This is a genomic window from Microcoleus sp. MON1_C5, assembly GCF_036701875.1.
Taxonomy (GTDB): Bacteria; Cyanobacteriota; Cyanobacteriia; order Cyanobacteriales; family Microcoleaceae; genus Microcoleus.
On the sequence record NZ_JAUBRN010000045.1, the window covers coordinates 17,935 to 41,365 of the forward strand.

The following is a 23,431-nucleotide window of genomic DNA, read 5'->3' on the forward strand; positions in this document are numbered from 1 at the left end:
ACTGTTTCGTTTGGATGGAGAGCGAATTATTAAGTGTTAATATCTTTGAGTTTAAAAAACAACCGTGAACCCTCGCATGGACAGCAATCAATATCCTACCATTCAAGCCAACATTTTAGTAGTTGATGATAAGCCCGATAACGTGCGGCTTTTATCTACAATCTTGACCGAACAAGGGTATCAGGTTCGTAAAGCGCTGAACGGTCAAAGGGCGATCGCTACAGTGCTGGAGTTTCCGCCAACTCTAATTTTGCTGGACGTGATGATGCCAGACATGAATGGATATGAGGTATGTGCAAAGTTGAAAGCTTCACCAAAAACCAGGTCTATTCCCGTGATTTTCTTAAGCGCCTTAGATGACGTTTTAGATAAGGTGAAAGCCTTTGAGGTGGGAGGAGTTGACTATATTACTAAACCTTTTCACGCTAAAGAAGTATTGGCACGAGTGGCAAATCAGTTAACAATTCAAAATCAACAACAGTTACTTCAAGAGCAAACAAAGCAATACCAAGAACTTGTCGAACGTTTGCAAAACGAAATTAAAGATCGGCAGGGGGTGGAGGTAGCTTTACGGCTTGCTCAAACAAAGTCCGATCATTTATTGCTGAATATTTTACCAGCCGCGATTGTTGAAAATTTGAAAAAGGGCGAGGGTTCTCCTGCCCAGAGGTTTGATTCAGCAACAGTGCTTTTTGCCGATATTGTCGATTTTACGTCTATTGCTGCTAGAATGTTACCTCTAGAATTGGTAAATGTACTGAACCAGATTTTTTCCAGGTTTGACCAACTAACTGAAAAACACCGTTTGGAAAAAATTAAAACAATTGGAGATGCTTATATGGTAGCGGGTGGGTTGCCTGTGCCGAGGGCAGATCATGTAGAAGCGATCGCGAATATGGCTTTGGATATGCAAAAAGCGATCGCTGATTTTCAAACTGACAGAGGCGAACCATTTCAAATTCGGATTGGCATTCATACAGGGCCCGTAGTTGCTGGCGTAATTGGCACTAAAAAATTTATCTATGACTTGTGGGGAGATACTGTTAATGTTGCTTCTCGGATGGAATGTCAAGGACTACCGGGATATATTCAAGTTACTACGGCTATTTACGAACTGTTAAAAGAGCAGTATTTATTTGAGGAAAGAGGTGCGATCGCGATTAAAGGAAAAGGAGAAATGAACGCCTATTGGCTAACAGGTAAAAAAGATAATTCAGCGGTAGAAACCGATGTTTGTCAAACGAATTCCACTCCTAGCGAACTAATAGATTACCCAAATATTCCACTTCTTTAAGAAGTCGGGCATCTAACCTAGGAGCTACGGATGAACGTCGAGCTAATCCTTAAAAAATGAAAATAATTTGCAGTTTCCAATTTGTATCTTCCCGGACGATTTCAAGGCGATCGATAAATTCTCGAAAGTAAAACCTGCGTTCTGATTCTGATAAATCGAGCCAAAATTGGGGAAAGGAAACTGTTTGGGCCGTTTCTCGCAAATTTACAGGGGGTAGTTGCGCTAATTTGCTTTGCAGTTCGGCAATTTCGGTGCGGATTTTGTAGGATCTAAACTCTGCCGTTTCCGTGTCTAAAATGCCGCTGTCAATCAGGGCGGGAAGTTGCTCTATGATTTCTTGTTTTGATGCGATCGCCCTGACAATTCCTGCTTTAATTCCATTCATATTCGGCATTTGCAACCCAGCAACAGCATGGGGTAAATCGCGACAAATACCGGCGATGGTTAATTGCAATACTTCATCGTAGGAAATGCCGCTACATTTAGGCTGTTTTGGACAGTTAATCGGTCGCAAATAAAGGTATTCTTTTTCTTTGCGGTAGGAGGTGACTTTGGCAACTGTCATGGGCGATTTGCATTCTGCACAAATTGCTAAACCTGCGAGGGAACGTGGGGCGCTAGCGCTGCGAGGAGAAAGGCAGCGGTTGCGGCGCAGTAACCTGTCTATTTGGGCGGCTTCTTCTCTGGAAATAATCGGGACGTGGGTGTTAGAAATTACTTGGCCGTTTTGATATTCCAAATCACCTCGGTAGGCGGGATTTGTCAGCCAGCGGCGGCCGGTACTTACAGAAATTTTTTTGTTGTATTTCTTGGCTAAATACCGCACGGAACCTCGCAAGGAACCGTAAATTAAAAAGTGTTCAAAAAAGTCTTTGACGGTGGGGGCGGTGGTTTTATCGATCGTATAACAATCTTTGCCGCGCCGGTAGCCGTAGGGAGCCTTACCCGGTGGAATGCGGGATTTGATGCGGTTGCGCGCGTGTCCTTTGCGAATACTCCGGCTGTGTTGGCTGCGCTGGATTTCTGCGAGTATTTGCAGCAAGTTTTTGCGGTTTCGCGGTTCTGTTTCTGCTTGTACGATGATTTCGACGCCGAGGTTTTCGAGTTGCCAGAGGTGCGAACACACTTGCTGTACGGTGTCGCCGAGTTCTTCAAAGCGCTGAATTAATAAGTATTTGACTGGTTCTGTTTGGCAGTCTTTGAGGAGTTGCTGAAGTTGTTGCCGCCCTCCTAAGTCTTGATAGGTGCGATCGACTTCTTGACCCCAAATTTCCGGTGCGGGTGCTGCTTCCAGTAGCGGTTCGGTGTAAGAATAAGCGATGATTTTCATCTGTTACTCGCTGAGTTCGATGATGTTGCCGTCGGGATCTTGGGTAAATAATGCCGATCGACCTGACGCGCTCATTTGGAACGGGCAATTGTGAGCGATTAACTGCTGTTTGGCTGCCTCTAAGTTAGCAACAGAAAATGCTAGATGTCGGTTGCGTCCCCATTTGGCATGGTCTACGGCATCTGGGATAATTGTTGCACCTAAAATTAAGTGGAGCTGGAAGTCGCCGATTTGATACCAGATTCCGGGAAATTTTAAGTCTCGCTCGATTTTTGGCAGTCTTAGTATGGTGCTGTAAAAGTGTTGGGATTTTTCCAGGTTGGAGATGAGTATGGCGCTGTGCAGGGATTGAGTAATTTGCATTTTTGTTTGGTATTTTTTTTTATTTTAACCGCTGATGCAGGCTGATGAACGCAGATTGGTTGATGTTTGTTCAGTTTTGCATATGATAACATTGTCACTTGCTCTTAACCTATCCAAAAAGGTAAATAGGTCATCGGAAAAAACCTGAATAGAAAATCGGAAATTGTAAGGGTGCGTTTACTTAGAATCTATGGCAGCAGCGAGTTTACTACTGCAAAAGCCGCAGTCTCCCCATGTTATATTTATTTGTACCTACTTACTTATAAATCATGAATAGCAAACAAGTATTTTTGACTGACGGAATGGGGGGATTGTGACTGTCGCTTCGCGTGGGGGCGAACAGCCGATTGGACAATGGGTGGCTTACTGTGCTGCTAAAGCTGGAATGGTGGCGCTCACAAAGGCGATCGCAGATAAAACAAAAGGTACTAATATCACTGCTAATACTGTCCTCCCCCCTGTGATTGATACTCCGACAAATCCATCGTTAATGGGTTCGGAAAAGGCTCACTAATGGGTGAAACCTGAATCTCTAGCTCAAGTAATTTACTTTTTTGGTTCGGAAGCTGCCAAAGATGTTCGCGGCGTCGTTATTCCGATTTAGGGCAGCATTTGAAAATTTAATCAACCTACTGTAAACTGCCCGCTGGGAGTGTTTTTAACAATGGTTTCAGAAAAAAGTGCGATCGGCTCCAGATCGGGCAAATTCCGTCTCCGCAATGTCTTGGTAGTTCCCTTTGTACTCCAAATTTTGGCTGCTGTTGGCTGCGTTGGCTATCTCTCTTACAGAAACGGAGAGCAGATAGTCAACGATATTGTTAATCAGTTGCGGCAGGAAGTGAGTGCGAGAGTTTACGAACGTGTCCAAACCTATCTGGAAGATCCGCCACTCGTGAATCAGATCAATTACGATGCTTTACGTCTGGGGGTGTTGAACTTTGACGATTTAGAGCAAGCTCGACCCTATTTTTGGAAACAAGTTCTGCAATTTAATTCGATCGGTTACGCGGGAATTGCCAACGAAAAAGGTCAGTACCTGCGTGTGGGTTGGGTAAATCGGCTGGTTGGACTTGAACAACCTCAGCTTGCCCAGCAACTAATTCCCGGGAGTGGCGACTTGATATTTTACAACCTTGACGCTGATGGAAACCCGACAAAAATTGACAAAACCACGCCCAATTACGACGTTCGCACGCGCCCTTTTTACAGAGTTGTTGTTGAGAAGAAACAGGCAGCTTGGAGTGAAGTTTATATTAATTTTGGTTACGGTACGCTGCAAATTAATGCGAGTCTACCCTATTACGATGCCAAAGGCCAACTAATTGGCCTGCTGACTTGCCAGATGGGACTCGATCAAATTCGCCACTTCCTGCAAACCTTAAGGGTGGGTAATTCCGGTCAAGTATTTATCATTGAACCCCAGGGTGAATTAATAGCCACCTCGGTTAAAGAACAGCCTCTTTCGGTGGGAACAGGCAAAGATACAAAGCGGATCAAAGCACAGGAAAGCAGCAACCCGCTGATGCGTCAAAGTGTGTTTGAGCTGCTACATCGCTTCAAGCGTTTGGAAGACATCCATCAAACTGTTCAACTTGACTTTAAGCTGAACGGTGAGCGGCAATTCATCCAAGTTTCTCCGCTAACTGACAAGTACGGTCTCAATTGGCTGATTGTAGTAGTAGTTCCTGAAGCCGACTTTATGGCGCAAATTTATGCTAACAGTCGCCACACCATTTTGCTGTGTATTGTGGCTCTAGTTGTCTCTGTTGGAGTGGGTATTTTCACCGCTAGCTGGATTACTCGCCCCCTGAATAAAATTGCTCAAGCTTCACAATATCTAGCAGGTGGTGCTCTCAACCAGAACGTTGATTCCAGTCGGATTTGGGAAATTGAAACCTTAACAAATTCCTTTAACAGCATGGCGAGACAACAGCAAGAATCCTTTGAAACGCTAGAATATAAAGTCAAAGAACGTACCTCTGAACTCGCTACAGCCACTAAACAAATTGCTGCTCTCAACCAGCGCCTGAAAGCGGAAAACCTCCGCATGAGCTCCGAGCTCGATATGCTCAAACAAATGCAGCAGTTGATTCTGCCAAAACCTGCTGAACTTGCAGCCATTGAAGATTTAGATATTGCGGGATTTATGGAGCCAGCCTCGGAAGTAGGCGGTGATTACTACGACGTACTTTGTACGAACGGGGTTGTCACGATTTGCATTGGTGATGTCACCGGACACGGATTAGAAAGCGGCATTTTGATGGTGATGACTCAAGCTGCTGTCCGCACTCTTCAGGAAATGCAAGAATCCAACCCGGTGCGTTTTTTAGATACCCTCAACCGCACTATTTATAAAAATGTCCAGCGCATGAACTCCGACAAAAATATGACACTAGCTTTGCTCAACTATGCGGATCGCACAATTAGTATCAGCGGTCAACATGAGGAAACTATTGTGGTCAGGAAAGGTGGTCAAATCCAGCGGATAGACACCATAAATTTAGGATTTCCGCTCGGGTTAGATGAGGATATTTCCGATTGGATCAGCCATGTTTTAGTAGACTTAGAACCTGGGGACGGCGTGGTGCTTTATACTGACGGCATCCCCGAAGCTAGAAACATACATAAAAACTTCTACGGTATGGAAAGACTCTGTGAAGTAGTTTCTCAAAACTGGCATTTGAGCGCCGAAGAAATTAAGGAAGCCACCATCGATGATTGGCGACAATTTATTGGAAAACAAAAGGTTTTTGATGACATTACCTTGCTTGTTATCAAGAAAAAAGATTAAGTTTTGTCTGTTGGAATTCTTGCTTTATTCACAGATATATGCTTGTCTAAAAACCGATATTTATCAGTATAAACGGCTGTGTTTTTTCTCAAAAAATATATGAATAAAATTCAATAAAAGGCTGGAGATACCGCCTTAGTAATTAAAGCTCTATTCTGCTCTATAAATAAATTAGAAACAGCATCTTTCGACTACTGTCAATCTTCTTAACTATCGCAGTAATAACTCTGTTTCCCGGAGTTGCTAATGCAGCAGGTCAGATTTCCCTTCACAATTCTACTAACCAGCCAATTACCTGTTATGCTGCTGGCGAGATTCGCCACACGGTTAAGCAAAATACACAGACGATCGCCCTCTCACAAGGCGAAACTCTTGCACTCAACCCACAGGATTTCTCGACGCAAAAGATCGATCGCGTGGAGTGTGCGGGATAAAATGCGGACAATCTGAACGTCACCGCAAATAGTCGCGATCGCTATTTATCTTTCACCGATCAAGCCCAGCAGACTTTATCGGTATTGTTGTACCCCTATTTACCGACAACGCCAGAAGCAAATTTTCAGCCGATGGTACAGCGGATTGTTAATGAGTTGCAACAGAAAAATCCCCAGATGTGGCTCAATGCAGTAATGACTCAAGATTTAGAATATGACACCTATACCTACAGCAATTTACCGAATCTTCTGGGTAAAAATGGATTTGATTTAGTTGAACTTGATACCTTAATGTTAGGTGATGCAGTCGATAATCATTTGAGTCTTCCAGCTTCTCCAGCAATATCAAATTCAAAGTTTTGGCAAGTAGGTCTAGAAGCATCAACTTACAAAAATTAACTCTACGGTTTTCCGACTTGGCTGTGTTCGTATTTTTTATTCGGGCGAGAGCTGGATATTTGGCAAGTTAAATCCGTGCCGGGATTAATTAATTATTTATCTCACAAACCACCCGTCAAACCGCGATTAATTGCCAATTTTAACAGTGACTGGAATGCGATCGGCTTTTATTTGGATGGCTATACAGACTTGTTTGGGTTTGAGCAAGTGACAGAAGCTTTGGAAAAATCGCTCGATCCGCAGGTAATGAACAATTTAGTATAAATGTCTTCCGAAGGTGCAGTCAATGGTACAAATGGCTGTGTCAACAACTACTAAAATCAACATCCCAACGCGGGATACCAGGACTTTTTAGCAGGAGCCAGCAGCTTTATTGGCTTTTCGGAAAATTCTTTTTATATCCGCTTGTCCGCTCCCCAAAAGCTACCTCTTTTTGCAACACCAGCTCCCTATGGTCAGGAACTTAAACCATTGGTTTTTGCTGATACTTTAGCTGGGAATTCTTCTCGATGTAACAATCAAGATTCTCAGGCTAATGCTGTCAAGTTTATCGACTACATGAGCAGCGTTGATACCAAACTCTGGATTGCTTTTAGCCAAGATTTAGATAGCGGTACGCCACCCCGGCGAGCGCTACCAGCCATCAAAGCTTTCTACGACCAGCCATGAGTCCAGCAAGACGAACTATACCCGCCATTCCCAGCAGTAATCCAGAACCCAAACGCAAATTTCCCTAACTCTATTTCAGACAATAAAAAAATAGCGATGTACCAAGAAATTTGTCCGGAATTCAACCAACAGGAACCTGAATATCCCAAATGTGACTTTACCAGGCGATCGATCTTACGAAGCAAGCGCTTCAAAGGTTTTTAACACAATTGATGTGATTCGCGATCGGTTAGGGCTCGATCATTGTTTTTTGGTCAAATCTTCCCTAAACCTTGCCGGCTGTAGTAAACTAATCACTAAGGACCGCAAACTTTTTTATATTCCTTAAACTAAAAGCTTACTACGATTTAGCAACCTGAGCGGTGGTAAGTACGTTCTGAATCGCTGAAACCATTGCCCCCAATTGCATCGCTCCATCGATTTTTGCATTCTTCCTTTAAGATTTACTATAGTAACTATGACCCTGATATCAATTCCGGGCTACCGGGCGATCGAACAACTCTACTCAGGCTCTAGAACTTTGGTTTACCGAGGTTTTTCTGAATCAGACAATCAGCCAGTCGTCATCAAACTGCTCAAATCAGATTATCCCACTTTCAGCGAACTGGTGCAGTTTCGCAATCAGTACACCATTGCCAAAAATATTGAAAATTCCGGTATTGTCAAACACTTAAGTCTGGAAGTATACCGTAACGGTTTTGCCTTAGTGATGGAGGATTTTGGCGGAATTTCTCTAGCAGAATACATCACCAATGACACTTGGAACCTCAAGGACAAAATTACCAATACCCTAGAAAATTTTTTAGAAATTGCCCTGAAAATTTGCTCTTGTTTAGAATCAATATATAACAACAAAGTTATTCACAAAGATATCAAACCCCAGAACATTATAATTAACCCTACTACTCAAGAAGTTAAAATAATAGACTTTAGTATTTCCTCGCTTTTGCCTCGAGAAAATCCAGAAATTAAAAATCCCAACATCTTAGAAGGGACATTAGCTTATATGTCTCCCGAACAAACTGGAAGAATGAATCGTGGGATTGACTACCGCACCGATTTTTACTCGCTTGGAGTAACTTTTTACGAATTGTTGACAGGACAATTGCCATTCCAATCTAACGAGCCGATGGAATTGGTTCACTCTCACATTGCTCGCCAGCCAATTCACCCGATCGCCCTCAATCCTGCCATCCCCCAAGTATTGAATGACATAGTGCTCAAACTGATGGCGAAAACAGCCGAAGCACGCTATCAAACAGTTGGTGGCATCAAACACGATTTAGAAAAATGCTTAAAAGAATACTCAGATTGTGGCACTATTCAACTGTTTGAACTAGGAAGCAGAGACATTCCCGAACGCTTTGTCATTCCCGAAAAACTTTACGGCAGAGAAACCGAAGTTTTGGCTCTATTAGCAGCCTTCCACCGCGTCGCCTGTCCCCAAGAAAATTCCGCAGCCGCCGATTTGGAGGTTTCCCCTAGTAGCAGCCGAGAGCCTCAGAAACTCCCCCCTAGAGCTACTACCGAAATCATGTTGGTAGCAGGCTTTTCCGGGATTGGCAAAACCGCTGTGGTGAACGAAGTTCACAAGCCAATCGTCCAGCAGCGGGGCTACTTTATCAAAGGGAAATTCGATCAATTCAGGCGCGATATTCCATTCTCAGCATGGGTACAAGCTTTGCAAAGTTTCCTGCAGCAATTACTGACAGAAAGTGTTACTCAAGTTCAGCAGTGGCAAGCCCAAATATTGTCCGCTTTAGGCGATAAGGCTCAGGTAATTATTGATGTTATCCCAGAATTAGAACTGCTGATTGGCAAGCAACCTGCTGTCCAGGAATTAGAACCCAATCCTGCACAAAATTGTTTCAATCTGTTATTTCAAAAGTTCATTCGTGTCTTTGCTACCAAAAATCACCCCTTAGTCATCTTCTTAGATGATTTGCAATGGGCAGATTCAGCATCTCTGAAACTAATGCAATTGTTGCTCGGCGAATCAGAAGGTCAACATTTGCTGCTAATTGGCGCTTATCGAGATAATGAAGTTTCGAGCGTTCATCCATTAATGCTGACTTTATCAGAGATTCGCAATCTACCAAATCGCAGTATCGATCGCCCAGCCCCTATAATTAATCAAATTACTCTCGCGCCACTTTCAAAAATTGACTTAAATCGTCTAGTTGCTGATGCTTTAAGTTGTCCGCCCTATCGCTCGATTTCTTTAACCGAATTAATTTTTCAAAAAACTAAAGGCAATCCTTTTTTTAGCAATCAATTTCTCAGAAAGCTGCATGAAGATAAGTTAATTTATTTCGATTTTACCCAGTTGGATGGGCGAGAAAGGGGGGGTTGGCAGTGCGATATTACTAAAATTAGAGAATTGGCAGTCAGCGATGATGTCGTCGAATTTATGGCTAATCAATTGCAAAAATTGCCGATAAATACTCAAAACATTTTAAAAATAGCTGCTTGTATTGGCAGTCAATTTGATTTAGAAACCTTAGCTGTTGTTTGTGAAAAATCTCAAATAGACACTGCGGCTGATTTATGGAAAGCATTGCAAGAAGGTCTAATTTTACCCCAAAGTGAAGTTTACAAATTTTTTGCAGGTGATGGGGAGTGTGCACCATTAGCTGTTGCCGATTGTCAATTGCCCAGTTACAAATTTTTGCACGATCGCGTTCAACAAGCTTCTTATTCTTTGATTCCCGATGAGGCAAAACAGTCAACTCACCTAAAAATTGGCAGATTGTTGTTGAGTAATACCCCAGATGATGAAAAAGAAGAGCGGATATTTGATATTGTCAACCACTTGAATATTGGAGTGGAATTAATTGTCGATCGCACCGAAAGAAATCAACTAGCTTCCTTGAACTTAATTGCGGGATGTAAAGCTAAAAATTCTACAGCTTATGCTGCTGCTGTGGATTATTTAAGTATCGGCAGAAAACTGCTAGCAGATGATAGCTGGACAAATTTATACGACTTGACGATCGATCTTTATGTAGAAGCGGTTGAAGCCGAATATTTGAATACCAATTTCGATTTGTCGCACCAACTGGCGGAAATAGTTCTATGTCGAGCGCACAATCTCCTCGATCAATTCAGAGTTTACGAAGCGCAAATTCAGTCTTATATTGCTCAAAATCAGATGAAATCGGCAGTAGATACTGGATTGCAAGTTTTGGGAATGCTGGGTGTTTCTTTGGAAACAGAACTTCCCGCTAAAGTAGAGATATCTGCCTTAGCTAATTTGCCTCAAATTAATAATCCTTATAAAATTGCTGCTTTGAGGATTTTATGTGCGATCGCTTCTGCCGCTTATCTAGCTAGTCCAGAACTTTACCCAGCCGTTGTGTTTACAATGGCACATATTTGTAGCAAATATGGGAACTCTGCACCGGCTAGTTATGCCTATGCTTGTTGCAGTTTAATCTGTGAAGTAATCGGTGAAATTGAATTAGGCTATCAATACGGCAAACTATCTTTGCAGGTATTAGATAAATTCCCATCCCAAGAATTTCACTCGAAAGTTCTGATGGTGTACAATGCTTGCGTGAGACATTGGAAAGAACCCAGTCGATCGAGCATAGCGTCTTTGGTATCAGCAGTCCAAAGCGGTTTAGAAACTGGCGATATCGAGTATGCTTGCTATTCGGCTATGTATCTTTGCATCTACAGCTTTTTTAGCGGTGAAAACTTAAGAGCGGTAGATACAAAATACGAGCAGTATCTCGAGCTAATGCTGAATTACCAACAAGAATATCAGACTTATTATACTAAAATATGGCGACAACTTACATTAAACTTACAAGGATTAGCTGAGGACAATTGTCGGTTAGTTGGCGAGAGTTTTAATGAAGATGAAATGTTACCAGTTTTGCTGGCAGCAAATAATGTCTCTTCTCTCTTTGGGGTTTATTTTGCTAAATTGGTTGTGAATTATTTGTTTGGCAATCGCGATCGGGCTGTGGAAAATGCCCAGCTAGCAGAGCAATATGTCGCGGGTGTCGGCTCGTTGATGATGGTTCCCCAGTACAATTTTTACCATTCCCTCGCCCTGGTGGCACTGTATCCCCATGCTGATTCGAGCGCTCAAGAACAATACTTGAACCAAGTTGCAGCCAATCAGGAAAAAATGCAAACTTGGGCATTCCATGCACCCATGAATTATCAGCACAAGTATGACTTAGTAGCGGCCGAAATAGCACGAGTATTGGGACACAGGCTCGAAGCAATGGATTTGTACGATCGCGCCATTGCTACGGCAAAAGAAAACCAATACCTCCAAGAAGAAGCACTAGCAGGTGAATTGGCAGCTAAATTCTACCTGGAATTAGGCAAATATAAAATTGCCCGCGTCTATCTAACGGACGCTTACTACGCTTATGCTCGCTGGGGAGCTCCAGCAAAAATTCATGATTTAGAACAAAAATATCCCCAATTACTCTACCAGGTTCTCGAACAGAAAACAAGTTTGTATGCGGCAGATACAATCGATCAAACTCTAGTCGAACCCCTCACCTCTACTGGCAATAATATTGGCAGTATGCTGGATTTGGCAACAGTTATTAAAGCTTCTCAAGCCATATCTGGAGAAATAAACGTCGAGGAATTGCTATCAACTTTGATCGGAATTTTGACCCAAAATGCGGGAGCCTCAAAAGGCTCTCTCATCTTAGAAAGAGCTAGCCAATTATCGATTGTTGCTAAATGCTTAGACGAGCGCTGCTATTTACCCAATATTCCCCTTTCTCAAAGTCAAAATCTTCCCATCACTGCCATTAACTACGTCTGGCGTACCAGAGAAACCTTGGTAATTAATGATATTGCTACTGAAAATATCTTTGCGGCTGACCCCTACATTATTCAGCACCAACCTAAATCTGTATTGTGTACTCCCATAGTTAACCAAGGTAAAGCGATCGGCATTTTGTACTTAGAAAATAGTCTCGCCCCAGGTGCATTTACTCCTGACAGGTTGGAAGTCTTAAAAATTCTCTCTTCCCAAGCAGCAATTTCGCTGGAGAATGCTCTGCTATATCAAACTCTAGAAGATAAAGTTGAAGAACGTACAGCCCAACTAGCCCAAGCGAATCAGGCAATTTCTGCCCTCAACCAACGCCTCAAAAACGAAAATCTGCGGATGAGTGCCGAACTCGATATCCTCAAACAAATGCAGCAGTTAATTCTGCCCAAACCTGCGGAATTAGCTGCAATTGCAGAGTTAGATATCGCTGGCTTTATGGAACCAGCAGATGAAGTTGGTGGCGATTACTACGACGTACTTTGTACTGACGGGGTGGTTACGCTCTGCATTGGTGATGTCACCGGACACGGACTAGAAAGCGGAATTTTGATGGTAATGACTCAAGCTGCTGTTCGCGCTTTGAAAGAAGTTCAAGAAATAGAGCCCGTTCGCTTTTTAGATACCCTCAACCGCACTATTTATAAAAATATCCAGCGGATGAACTCGGACAAAAATATGACCCTAGCTTTGCTCAACTACGCCGATAGCAAAATTAGTATCAGCGGTCAACACGAGGAAACTCTTGTGGTCAGGAAAGGCGGTCAAATCCAGCGGATAGACACAATAAATTTGGGATTTCCGATCGGCTTAGATGAGGATATTTCCGGTTGGATTAGTCATGTTTTAGTAGACTTAGAACCGGGGGACGGGGTGGTGCTTTATACTGACGGCATCCCCGAAGCTAGGAATATGCACAAAAAATTCTACGGTATTGAAAGACTCTGTGAAGTGGTTTCTCAAAACTGGCATTTGAGCGCAGAACAAATCAAGGAAGCCACCATCGATGATTTGCGAAAATTTATTGGAAAACAAAAGGTTTTTGATGACATTACTTTGCTAGTATTGAAGCAACAGGGAAATATTGTGCATAATTTATGATTGACGGTAGTCAACCCGGTGTCTACAAGAGGTCTTGGATTTAGTGCTCAAGCATCGAAGCAGAAACAGGATTTCGAGCTCCGCGCCTGTAAGTTATAATAATTTATAGCGAGGAAGTCAAACAATTTTGCGCTTCCAGATTCGGAAGTATAAATTATGAAACCACAAATAAATTTAGCACCATCTAAATCTCCCGAAGAACTCCATATCCAGCTACAGGAGTTGAGCCAAAAACTTGAGGAAGTCGAGGATGAAAAAAATAGCTATGAAACCTTAGTAGAAATTATTACACAACACTCCACCGATCTGGAAAACCAGATCCGTCATAAAAACCGAGAGATGCAGACTTACATCGAGCAGGTAAAAAAGGTTATAGATGCAGCTATTGCTGTCAAAAACAATAGCTTTCAACCCCAGATATTGTCAGATGTGGCAGCGCGCAGTGATGCACTGGGAGAACTGGCACAGGTATTTTCCCATATGGTGCAAACAGTGAAAGCGCGGGAACAAGAATTAGAGAAACTTTTGCAGGCTTACGGACGTTTCGTTCCCGATGAATTTCTCCAATTTCTCGGCAAGCAGAGCATGGTTGATTTCCAGCTTGGAGATCACGTGAGCAAAGAGATGGCAATTATGTTTTCCGATATGCGTTCGTTCACCACGATGGCGGAGCAAATGACTCCTCAAGAAAACTTTGACTTCATCAATAACTATTTACAGCAAATTAGTCCCGAAATCCGTAAGCACAACGGTTTTATTGTCAAGTATATTGGAGATGGAGTTATGGCAGTTTTTCCTGATGGCGTGGATGATGCTATTCAGGCAGGAATTGTGAAATTGGAGCAGTTGCAGAAATACAATCACAGCCGTAAAATAAATGGGGATATACCGCTGAAGATTGGCATTGGTATCCATGTGGGTGATACGATGGTTGGGATTATTGGAGACGCGAATCGGATGCAAGCAGATGCGCTCTCCGATCATGTCAATCTCACTGCTCGTCTGGAAGGTTTGACTAAGTATTATGGCGTATCTTTATTAATTTCTGGAGATGTGGTACAACGTTTGAGTCAACCCGAAAAGTATCATATCCGTTTTTTGGATCGGGCTATTGTCAAAGGTAGACAAGAAGCCATTACAGTTTGTGAGGTGTTAGATGTTGAAGTAGAACCAGTGCGATCGCTCAAAATTCACACTTTGCCTATATTTGAGGAGGGACTCCAAGAATATTGTCAGGGAAATTTTGCTAAGGCCAGAGTTTGTTTTGAACAAATAGTCGCCCTAAATCCAGATGACAAGCCGAGTCAACTTTACCTAAAACGCATCCAATCGCTGTTAGAAAATAGTATTCCTGCTAACTGGGATGGCGTGTGGAAATTCACCCAGAAGTGACATTAATACATCTATTGGAGGGAGAGAAATCATGACATCTGGAAGCTTAAAAACAATGACACAAATATTTGGAGAATTCATTGAAGAATTTCCTCCTGAACACGACTGCCTAGAACTTACATTTACCCCCAGTTCTCGCCCCATCAAACAGCGCTGGCGCAATAACAGGCTTTCAGCTCATTTTGTAGCCGATTATTTGTCTAGCTTTCTACCGGTGGATGAGGAGGATGCTAGCAGCGAGAAACGGATAAAAGAAAGCAAGGGAGCTGTGAGCTACGTAGCCAACGAACTGTTAGAAAATGCGATAAAATTTAACAACGATGATGCTAATTACAAGGTCAGATTTGGTATACATTTTATTGGTGAAATAGAGGTAACGGCGGTAATTTTTGCCAGTAATAGTGTGAATCCACAAGGGGCAAGTAAGTTGAAGGAGTTTATTCAAGAAATTATGGATTCCGATCCAAATGAACTTTATTTGCAGCAGCTTGAAAAGAATGCGGAATCGGAAAGTGACGACACATCGGGATTGGGATTGCTGACGATGATTAATGACTATTCAGCTAAGATAGGTTGGAAATTCGATCGCAGACCAGATAGTGATACCATCATTGTTACGACTGTGGTTCAAATTAGGGTCTAGTTTCTAGCATTTCAATATTTACTCTCTTGTGCGATTGCAATATTTTAGTCAGGACACAAAATCACAATGGGCATTCAAGAAATTAAAGGTGAAGATTACAGCATTCAGTACGATGCAGAATCAGTCACAGTCACTTTCCAAGGCGAACTCAGCCTGAGCGGTCCAGCAGAGTATGCACCAATAGCCGAATTGTTAGATGAGGTCGCCAAGGGCGAACCTCCTACTATTACCTTGAACCTAAAACAATTGGAATTTGTTAACAGTTCTGGTATCAGTATGCTGTCTAAATTTGTCATTAGCGTCCGGAAAAAGAAAACGATTCAACTTTTGGTATTGGGTTCAAATGATATTCCTTGGCAACAGAAATCTCTCAGAAATTTAGAAAAGCTGTTGCCAAGTTTGAAGCTAGAACTAGGCTAGGATATGTGTAAATTTTAAGTACAGTTAACACAGGCGGGACGCCCGTGCCACACACAGTTAACACAGGCGGGACGCCCGTGCCACACTTAACATAGATAAATTTGGATGATTAGTAAATTGCTTAAGTTTGCTGGATCGGCAGTTCAAGGATAAACTCGGTTCCCTTGCAAGGTTCCGACTCGCACCGAAGCGATCCTCGGTGATTTTCTACTAAGATTTTGTAGACAATAGACAATCCTAAACCGGTACCTTTACCAACTTCCTTGGTGGTGAAAAACTGCTCGAACATTCGCTCTTTTATCTGTGGTGTCATTCCGGTTCCCGTGTCAGCAATCCGCACTCTCACGCGATCTGGCCCAGCTAATTCTGTGGTGATCAAAATTTTTAGCGCAGCATAGGGCTGATTTTGTGATGCCTCGTCCAAAGCATCGATCGCGTTGGTAATTAGATTCATAAATACTTGATTGAGCTGTCCCGAATAACACTCTACAGGAGGCAATTTTCCATAATTTTTAACTACTTGAATGTCGCGACGGTCTATTTGAGAATTGAGACGGTTTCGCAAAATTAACACGGTGCTGTCAATGCTGTCGTGCAAATCGCACATGGTCATGTTACTGTTATCGGTTCGCGAAAAGTTGCCCATAGATTTGACAATTTCGCGAATGCGATTGGAACCCATTTGCATGGAAGAGATAACTTTAGGCAAGTCTTCAACTAGAAAATCAAGATCTATCTCTTCGATTTTAGCTGTGATTTCGGGACAGGGATTGGGATAGCATTCTTGATAGAGACACAGCAGGTGCAACAAATCTTGAGTATAAATTGCAGCATGGCTCAAGTTGCCGTAAATAAAACTAACTGGGTTATTAATTTCGTGGACTATACTAGCCATTAGCGCCCCCAGCGAAGACATTTTTTCGCTGTGGAGGAGTTGAGCTTGAGTTTGTTTGAGTTCGTAAAGTGCGCGATCGATCTCGGCAGCTTGAGCTTCTGCTTTCGCGGTAGCAGCACAACTTTCTTGATAAAGTTCAACCTGTTTGAGGTCGATTTCAAATTGTTCTATTTCGCTTTCTTGCTGGTATTGACTCACCACGGCATCGAAAGCTTCTAGCAAGTCGCCGCCCGCTGCTTCGATAATGTACAGCAGATGGGGATTTTCCAGCATGAGTTCGGCATCAGGAACTTGCACCAATGCTTTTATTCGATCGATATATGCGCGCACTTGTTTGTCTAAATACAGCGGCGGCTCAAAATACATTGCCTTGAGGGTGGCTGAAGGGGGACTGCCTAAGTTGATGCTGCTGCCAATATTAATTAAGTCGCGGTGCGATTTTTCCATAAGCTCGATCGCCTCTAACAAATTTCCCCGCAATTTGGCTTTTTCTACCCCATTCTGAGAACACACTAACCTCATGCAAAAAAAAGCCGTTCGTTGGGAAAGCATTCGCTGACGACCGCTAATATTAATTACCGCAGCACTAATTTTTCTGGCTGTCGTAATTTCTTCCAGATTAAAATAGTTCTTCATTGCCGCCATTGGTAATACCCCCGACTCCACTAAATGTCTGTAGCTCCTGCTGACACAAGATTTAAGAGCCATAATAAAAAATTGTACAATACACTAAGCAATATATTCTGTATTTATTACTAAAGTAGTATACTAAAACACAATTATTTTGTATGAGTCGATTATCACAATTTTTATAATTCGGCTTGTTGCACAGTTTTTCTTAATTATTCAAAAAATTACAAATCAACTTCGCCATGAGTTGAGCTTGAGTTTGCGGCAAGCCGTGAGCAGCATTGGGAATAATTGCTAACTCGGCCCCCGGTATCTCGTTAGCGTAGGTTTGACAGTGCCATAAAGGAATTGTTTCGTCACTATCTGCTGCGATGACTAAGGTAGGAATTTGCAATTGGTGAATTTCTTTTTCTACTGTATCAACTGCGTCTTCTGGCCGCATCCGGCTCATTAAAAATGACCTGGCTACTGGTTGAGACATTAACTCCCTGCGCCACCCGGAAATTTGCTGCAATTTCTCACTTTTTCCAGCTAAACTAGCAAAAGGTTTTGCCAACTGCAAGGCCCAATCCACGGCTGGGGTTTCCCACAACAGCGGCCGCAAAGCATCATATTGACCACAAAAAGTGTCGTCCCGAATACCCGCCGGTGCTGCTAACACTAAACTGCTAACAGAATTAGGATATTTGAGGGAATATGCAGATGCTACCCAACCGCCAAAAGAATGTCCGATAATGCAGCAAGGTTCAATATTTAGTTGTTCTACAACTTGCCGGACAAAATCAACTTCTACAGCTACGTCATAGCGGATTTCTGGTTTGCTGGATTCTCCAAAACCTAACATATCTAAACTGATGCACCGAAACTGAGATTGCAATAACTCAATTAATGGCAGCCAGCAAGTCTTTTCTCCGAAAAAACCATGCAGCATCAATAAGGGTCGGCCGCACCCGATGTCCAGGTAGGCGGCTGTTTGGGTAGTGCTATTGACAAATGTACTTAATGTGTGCATTTGTCCTACAAGTGCTTGAGACTGCATGGGGATCGACTCCTGATTGGTAAGAAATTTTTGTAAAGAATTGTAACAAAAAAGCAGTCCAAACGTTAAACTTCATTACGGAGTACGCACTTAGAAATAGACCGTGATATTCTCTATGATTATTAGAAAATACTACAAACTCAAAGCAGGAGAACACTTTGAACTCTACTTTAAAACAGTACCCGGCTTGCTCTCTTCGGGAAGATGTCAGTGAGTACGTAGCACACCTACAGCTTCACATGACGTTACAAGCTCGCAACTTGCTCCCTACCATTACCACCGCTAAGGATAGTCGCGAACAACTGTTGCAGCAGACTCAGGCTCATTTTGAGAAACGTGTTTCTCGACAAGCTATTTAAACAAATTTAACGATCGCCCGCGATCGAACTTTCCCACATTTCAGAATCCCAGAAACCCGGTAGCCTCAAAAATACCGGGTTTCTTTTCGGCTAATTATGCAGGGGGCCCGGTTTTGGGTAATATGCGTTGGGTGTGCTTTAAATTTAATGTCTATGCGAATTCCGATTATTGCATTTTTGACTTTGGCTGCGCTGGCTGGCGGCGAATTGGCAGCGCGGGCGATCGATCCGAGTGCCGCACCGACTGAGGCGGAGTTTAGAGAGGGAACCGCAGAAATTGACACGCGAGACGCCTGTCCCACAAGGGCACAGAGGCAGGAGGATGAGGTCATTGGTGACAACTTAACGTCAAACCGACCGTCTCTGTTGTTTGTAGCGAAGTCTAGATCCCCCCTAACCCCCCTTAATAAGGGGGGGACAAGAAATATGCTCAAAGTCCCCCTTATTAAGGGGGATTTAGGGGGATCTAGACTCGATGACAAGCGACATTTGTTATCGGTTCCAGTCTTAAATAGTCACCAATCGGATGAGGTGAACCCAACTGTGCAGGATTTGCCCGCATCCGATGAGCTCGCAGCTTCTGGAGAACTACGCGCGGCGCAGCTATCCCCTAGGGAATCTCTCTCTCTCAAGTCCAGCCACAATAAAGATTTTACATCTCTGTTAAAAACTCCGGCGACGCTCGCGGCACAAGCCGAAATCCCCGAAGCAGCAAACAGCAACGCCCGACAGCTAGGCGGTGATCTACAAATCAGTCAAGCGGGCAATGCTGAAGGCGTTTACGTTGCAGAGGTGAAAATTCGCTTTGTCAATTCCCGAGGCGAAGCTGTTGATAAAAAAGGGAATCCGGTTGAGGGCAGAATTTCGGAAGATTTTATCCGAGGCGAACTCAAACTCAAGGCGGGGGATAACTACAGCCGGGAAGTTGTACGATCGGATTTGCAGCAGTTGCAGCAATTGGGATTGTTTGACAAAGTGACGGTTTCGATCGAAGAAGTTGGCACGGATGTTAATGTAATCTACAACGTTCAAGAGCGATCGGCTCGCTCTTTTAGCGTGAGTGCCACTCTTAGTGATGATGTTGGCGTTGCTGTTCCTCTTTCATATACCGATCGAACTTTCGGCCGAAACCCGCAGCGGCTGGCGGTGGAACTTGAACCCAGCCTCCGAGGTATCCAGTACGATGTCGAGTTTGTCAGCCCTTACGTTGCCGCCGAAGACCGTTTGGGATACAGTGTGAGAGCTTTTGGCGATCGCAGAATCTCGGAAATTTTCAACAAAGATATTGATTTGCCCAACGGGAACCGGGTACGGGAAATTCGGGTGGGGGGAAATCTCAGGTTTACCAGACCTTTGGGCGATTGGCGAGGGACTTTGGGATTAAATTATACAAATATCAGCACGCGCGATCGCAACTTAAATATCGCCCGCCGCGACGAACTCGGCAATCCTCTCACATTCAGCGGCAGCGGCGTTGACGAGTTATACACTGTTTCCTTTGGTGCGATGCTCGATCGGCGGGACAATCCCTTCGACCCAACCCGAGGCTCGATTCTCAGCCTCAGCACCGAGCAGTCGATACCTCTGGGGCGAGGTAACATTGTGAGTAACAGGCTGTTAGCGAATTATATACATTATGTACCACTAACTTTGTTGGGCATCAGCGAGTCCGAAGCCTTGCCCGAAATGCTGGCTTTTAACTTGCAAGCGGGTACGGTAATCGGAGATTTGCCGCCAACAGAAGCTTTTCGCCTCGGCGGCCGCAATTCCGTGCGGGGTTACGATAGCGGGGATATTGGCAGCGGCCGGAGTTATTTTTTAGCTTCCGGCGAATATCGGTTTCCGGTCGGCAGGGATGTCGGCGGCGTGATTTTTGTTGATTTTGCGTCGGATTTGGGCACAGGAGATAGCGTACTCGGAAAACCGGCGGTAGTCAGGGACAAACCGGGGACTGGGGCGGGTGTTGGGGTGGGTGTGAGGGTGCGATCGCGCTTTGGATTAATTCGCTTAGATGTGGGTGTTAGCGACGCTGGCGACCTCAAATTTATACTCGGTACAAAGCAGCGATTTTAACAATAGTGCAACAGATCAGTTAAACCACAATCTTAAACAGATTTTGCGCGACTCAATTGCCGCCAAAGCCGTTACCAGGGCATCATCAAACCTATCGGCCTCGGCTGGCGGGGTGTCGGTGATTGCTGCTAAGGATTGGGCTAGTTGTCGATCGAATAATTGAGTTGGATTTCTTTGCTCAACCCAACCTCCAAAGTTTGTGGTAGTAATCGAAATTGAGTGAAATACAGCACCTCGGTAAGGACACAACAATGTTGTATCCCTACTGTGTTGTAGGCAATTGACAATTGCTATATTTATTTAGGCTCGTAAATGCTTAACGCTTTGGTTTCTTTACATCAACAGTTTTCGGCTTAGCCGCCGGAGTGCGCGGATAAAACTTAAACTTATTGAGCGCAGCACTTGCCGATTTAGCCACACCGCTATCTATATCTCGCAAAGCTTTTTGTAGCAGCGGAATCACTTTTTCAGACTTAATCATTGCTAGTGCTTCCACAGCAGCTTGGCGCACCTCCGGCTGAATATCTTGAGCTAATTTTCCCAAGGTTTCTATTGCTCGCTGACCTTCGGCTCTCACAGCATTAGCAGCAGCCATTTTACCTAAAGCAGACGCTGCAAACTTGCGGGTTTCTTTGTCCTGACTTTGAACACATCCCATCAACTGCGGTAGAGAATAGCTTGGTGCTTGTCTGGTAATTGGAAGCTGTTGTTCGACTGCTGGTTGATGTAAATCAATTGGTTGTGGTTCCGAAAAATCTGTGTAATTTAACTCTTCTTGAACTTCTGTTTGATTTAACTCACTTGACTGTTCCTGCCCAACTTCTTCTTGTGGTAAATATTCTCCAAATTCTGTGGGATTTAACTGACTGAACTGCTCCTCGGGGACTTCTTGTTGTTGTACATTACTCTCGTACTGCTCTTGCAAAGACCTGATAGTAGCTTGCATCTGAGCTTCGTGTTCTCTCAACTGCTCGTGAGCCGCTTGCAACTGACTCTCGTATTGCTCTTGCAAAGCCTCCATATTTAACTGCATCTCAACCTCTCGGTTCTCATATTCCTCGGCAATTTGCCTCAATCGAATTTCGTGTTCATCTTGCAGGTTTTGCAAATGTTGCTCCATCTGAGCTTGATAATTTATATGCAATTCGTCAGCAACTCTGAGTAAATGATGTTCGTGTTCTGCTTGCAAAGATTGGATATTTTGCTGCATCCTAGCATTGTTAGCGGCTTCTAATTCCTCGCTGATTTGTCGCCGCAGCTCGTACTCCTCTACGCTGGCAACTGGTTGGATCTGAGTGTCGCGTTCGGCCAAAACTTGTTGGAGCTGACTGTCACGTTCTGCCCGAACTTGTTGGAGCTGATTTTCATATTGAGCTGCAACTTGTTTGAGCTGGTTTTCGTATTGGGTAGTAACTTGTCTGAGTAAATTTTCGTGTTCGATAGTAGCTTTTCTAAGCTGATTTTCGCGTTCTTGTTGCTGAGATTCGACAGCTTGTCGCACCCGAGACATCTGAGCTAATTCTATTTCTTCACTAATTCTGCTAGTTTGCTGCAAGTATTCTTGTTTTTGCTTGTTTAAGCGCTTTTCCACTAACCAGTAAGCAACTGCTACCCCTGCCAAAAAACCTACGATCGCTCCTATGATACCCACAACTGAGATCCTCCCGACAAAATAGTGATGCTGGACTTTTTACATTTAACCATACAGCCTCCTGTAACCGCCCAGTAGCAACAGCCAGCCTGTCACTGCCAGCCAGTGAACCGCCACCGCAGGCCAGATAGAACCGCTTTGCAGGTATGCGATGGAGCACGCAACTCCCAAAATTGCCGCCAGTAGCAAAAACACTGGATTCATAAAGGTCGATCGACCAACCGGGTAAAAAGTCAGCGCGTTCAGCGGGTGGTAAACTACAAAAACCGCCAAACTCGCGCATCCCCAAAACCACAGCATTAAGCCAGAAGCATTCTCGAACGGATGTGGCAGCATTAACACCCGGAACAATAATTCCTCGGTGATGCCGGGACTTAACAAACAGCCAATGAGCACTCCCACAATTGTACGCCGAGAGGTTTGCACGTCTACTTTTAGAAATCCCGACCAAAAACCCACGGAAAGAGCGATCGAAGTGTAAACCAGCGCCAGCATAGCTGCAACCAGCCAATCCGTGAAATCGGGAATAGTTGAAAAAGCTTGGGTGACGCGGCGTATCAGGAATCCCGGCAATGCGTGAAGCGGAGCTATCCCGAAGGGAATCGCACTAAAATTTAACATAATCAAACTGATCCTTAAAATTTTCAAACAGATGTTAGCAGTAAGTTGAGCCGTTTATTATGCAAAACCAATCATTGCCGCCCGTCAGAGTCCGCGTTTTTGTTTCCGGATTAGTTCAAGGAGTAGGATACCGATATTCAACGAGGAATCAAGCAAAGTATTTCGGCCTGGGCGGCTGGGTAAGAAATCTCCCCGATGGGCGCGTCGAGGCTGTCTTTGAAGGCGACCAAAAAGCTGTGGAAGAAATGATTAGTTGGTGCCGCCGCGGCCCCACCGGTGCTACGGTTAGTGAGTTGGTTTTGGAATACGAAGACCCGGAGGGCGAGTCCCTACCCTTCACCGAACCCCTGCGGGAAGATAGCTCTGCTTCACGCACTTTTGAGATCCGCCGATAAAACAATAAAGGGAATAATCTGCGGTTGAAATTGCTACTGTAGAAACGATGTCTGCCTTGTATAAGGCAGGCTTCGCTCAGGTAGACTAAAGAATGAATCGCATAAAAAGCGCGAATTTGGTATTG

The 23,431-nt window shown here is 43.9% G+C and carries 20 protein-coding genes; 13 read left to right on the plus strand and 7 right to left on the minus strand.

Annotated elements, in window-relative coordinates:
• The first annotated feature begins 76 nt into the window (after positions 1-76).
• Positions 77-1,294 carry an adenylate/guanylate cyclase domain-containing protein gene (locus QUA71_RS20290; RefSeq protein WP_333287783.1) on the plus strand — a complete coding sequence of 406 codons (1,218 nt, stop codon included), beginning with the start codon at positions 77-79 and terminating at the stop codon, positions 1,292-1,294.
• A 49-nt stretch (positions 1,295-1,343) separates the two neighbouring features.
• On the opposite strand, the gene QUA71_RS20295 is transcribed toward QUA71_RS20290, so the two are convergent.
• Both QUA71_RS20295 and QUA71_RS20300 read right to left on the minus strand, forming a co-directional pair.
• Positions 1,344-2,624 (minus strand): recombinase family protein, encoded by a 1,281-nt coding sequence (locus tag QUA71_RS20295; protein WP_333287736.1) that lies wholly within the window; start codon positions 2,622-2,624, stop codon positions 1,344-1,346.
• A 3-nt stretch (positions 2,625-2,627) separates the two neighbouring features.
• Positions 2,628-2,987 (minus strand): VOC family protein, encoded by a 360-nt coding sequence (locus QUA71_RS20300; protein ID WP_333287738.1) that lies wholly within the window; start codon positions 2,985-2,987, stop codon positions 2,628-2,630.
• 313 nt (positions 2,988-3,300) lie between these two features.
• On the opposite strand from QUA71_RS20300, the gene QUA71_RS20305 reads away from it, so the two are divergent.
• The 9 genes from QUA71_RS20305 to QUA71_RS20345 all read left to right on the plus strand — a co-directional run bounded on the left by QUA71_RS20305 (position 3,301) and on the right by QUA71_RS20345 (position 15,643).
• On the plus strand, positions 3,301-3,501 hold the full coding sequence (locus QUA71_RS20305) for an SDR family NAD(P)-dependent oxidoreductase (RefSeq protein WP_333287740.1): 201 nt from the start codon (positions 3,301-3,303) through the stop codon (positions 3,499-3,501).
• Between the two features lie 150 nt (positions 3,502-3,651).
• Positions 3,652-5,778 carry a SpoIIE family protein phosphatase gene (locus tag QUA71_RS20310; protein WP_333287741.1) on the plus strand — a complete coding sequence of 709 codons (2,127 nt, stop codon included), beginning with the start codon at positions 3,652-3,654 and terminating at the stop codon, positions 5,776-5,778.
• 518 nt (positions 5,779-6,296) lie between these two features.
• Positions 6,297-6,611, plus strand: coding sequence for a hypothetical protein (locus tag QUA71_RS20315; RefSeq protein WP_333287743.1), 315 nt, complete (start codon positions 6,297-6,299; stop codon positions 6,609-6,611).
• Between the two features lie 75 nt (positions 6,612-6,686).
• Positions 6,687-6,875, plus strand: coding sequence for a hypothetical protein (locus QUA71_RS20320; protein ID WP_333287745.1), 189 nt, complete (start codon positions 6,687-6,689; stop codon positions 6,873-6,875).
• 207 nt (positions 6,876-7,082) lie between these two features.
• The gene (locus QUA71_RS20325) at positions 7,083-7,280 is read left to right on the plus strand and encodes a hypothetical protein (protein WP_333287747.1); all 198 of its coding nucleotides are present in this window, start codon (positions 7,083-7,085) and stop codon (positions 7,278-7,280) included.
• A 457-nt stretch (positions 7,281-7,737) separates the two neighbouring features.
• On the plus strand, positions 7,738-13,188 hold the full coding sequence (locus QUA71_RS20330) for an AAA family ATPase (RefSeq protein ID WP_333287749.1): 5,451 nt from the start codon (positions 7,738-7,740) through the stop codon (positions 13,186-13,188).
• 156 nt (positions 13,189-13,344) lie between these two features.
• The gene (locus QUA71_RS20335; RefSeq protein ID WP_190663372.1) at positions 13,345-14,580 is read left to right on the plus strand and encodes an adenylate/guanylate cyclase domain-containing protein; all 1,236 of its coding nucleotides are present in this window, start codon (positions 13,345-13,347) and stop codon (positions 14,578-14,580) included.
• A 31-nt stretch (positions 14,581-14,611) separates the two neighbouring features.
• Positions 14,612-15,223, plus strand: coding sequence for a DUF6272 family protein (locus QUA71_RS20340; protein WP_190663373.1), 612 nt, complete (start codon positions 14,612-14,614; stop codon positions 15,221-15,223).
• Positions 15,224-15,289: 66 nt separating this feature from the next.
• Entirely contained in the window at positions 15,290-15,643 is a 354-nt protein-coding gene (locus QUA71_RS20345) for a slr1659 superfamily regulator (RefSeq protein ID WP_190663374.1), read from the plus strand.
• 121 nt (positions 15,644-15,764) lie between these two features.
• On the opposite strand, the gene QUA71_RS20350 is transcribed toward QUA71_RS20345, so the two are convergent.
• Both QUA71_RS20350 and QUA71_RS20355 read right to left on the minus strand, forming a co-directional pair.
• Positions 15,765-17,246 (minus strand): ATP-binding protein, encoded by a 1,482-nt coding sequence (locus QUA71_RS20350; protein WP_333287752.1) that lies wholly within the window; start codon positions 17,244-17,246, stop codon positions 15,765-15,767.
• Between the two features lie 130 nt (positions 17,247-17,376).
• The gene (locus tag QUA71_RS20355; RefSeq protein ID WP_333287754.1) at positions 17,377-18,207 is read right to left on the minus strand and encodes an alpha/beta hydrolase; all 831 of its coding nucleotides are present in this window, start codon (positions 18,205-18,207) and stop codon (positions 17,377-17,379) included.
• A 158-nt stretch (positions 18,208-18,365) separates the two neighbouring features.
• On the opposite strand from QUA71_RS20355, the gene QUA71_RS20360 reads away from it, so the two are divergent.
• Positions 18,366-18,566 carry a hypothetical protein gene (locus QUA71_RS20360; protein ID WP_006634481.1) on the plus strand — a complete coding sequence of 67 codons (201 nt, stop codon included), beginning with the start codon at positions 18,366-18,368 and terminating at the stop codon, positions 18,564-18,566.
• Between the two features lie 147 nt (positions 18,567-18,713).
• Positions 18,714-20,639 (plus strand): BamA/TamA family outer membrane protein, encoded by a 1,926-nt coding sequence (locus QUA71_RS20365; protein ID WP_333287756.1) that lies wholly within the window; start codon positions 18,714-18,716, stop codon positions 20,637-20,639.
• 15 nt (positions 20,640-20,654) lie between these two features.
• Here the strand turns inward: QUA71_RS20365 and QUA71_RS20370 are convergent, their stop codons facing one another.
• The 3 genes from QUA71_RS20370 to QUA71_RS20380 form a co-directional block, all read right to left on the minus strand.
• Entirely contained in the window at positions 20,655-20,891 is a 237-nt protein-coding gene (locus QUA71_RS20370; protein ID WP_333287757.1) for a hypothetical protein, read from the minus strand.
• Positions 20,892-20,955: 64 nt separating this feature from the next.
• Entirely contained in the window at positions 20,956-22,290 is a 1,335-nt protein-coding gene (locus QUA71_RS20375) for a HEAT repeat domain-containing protein (protein ID WP_333287759.1), read from the minus strand.
• 45 nt (positions 22,291-22,335) lie between these two features.
• Positions 22,336-22,911, minus strand: a complete 576-nt coding sequence (locus tag QUA71_RS20380) for a CPBP family glutamic-type intramembrane protease (RefSeq protein WP_333218263.1) — start codon at positions 22,909-22,911, stop codon at positions 22,336-22,338.
• Between the two features lie 59 nt (positions 22,912-22,970).
• Between QUA71_RS20380 and QUA71_RS20385 the strand changes: the two genes are divergently transcribed.
• Entirely contained in the window at positions 22,971-23,306 is a 336-nt protein-coding gene (locus tag QUA71_RS20385; RefSeq protein ID WP_333287761.1) for an acylphosphatase, read from the plus strand.
• Positions 23,307-23,431 lie beyond the last annotated feature (125 nt).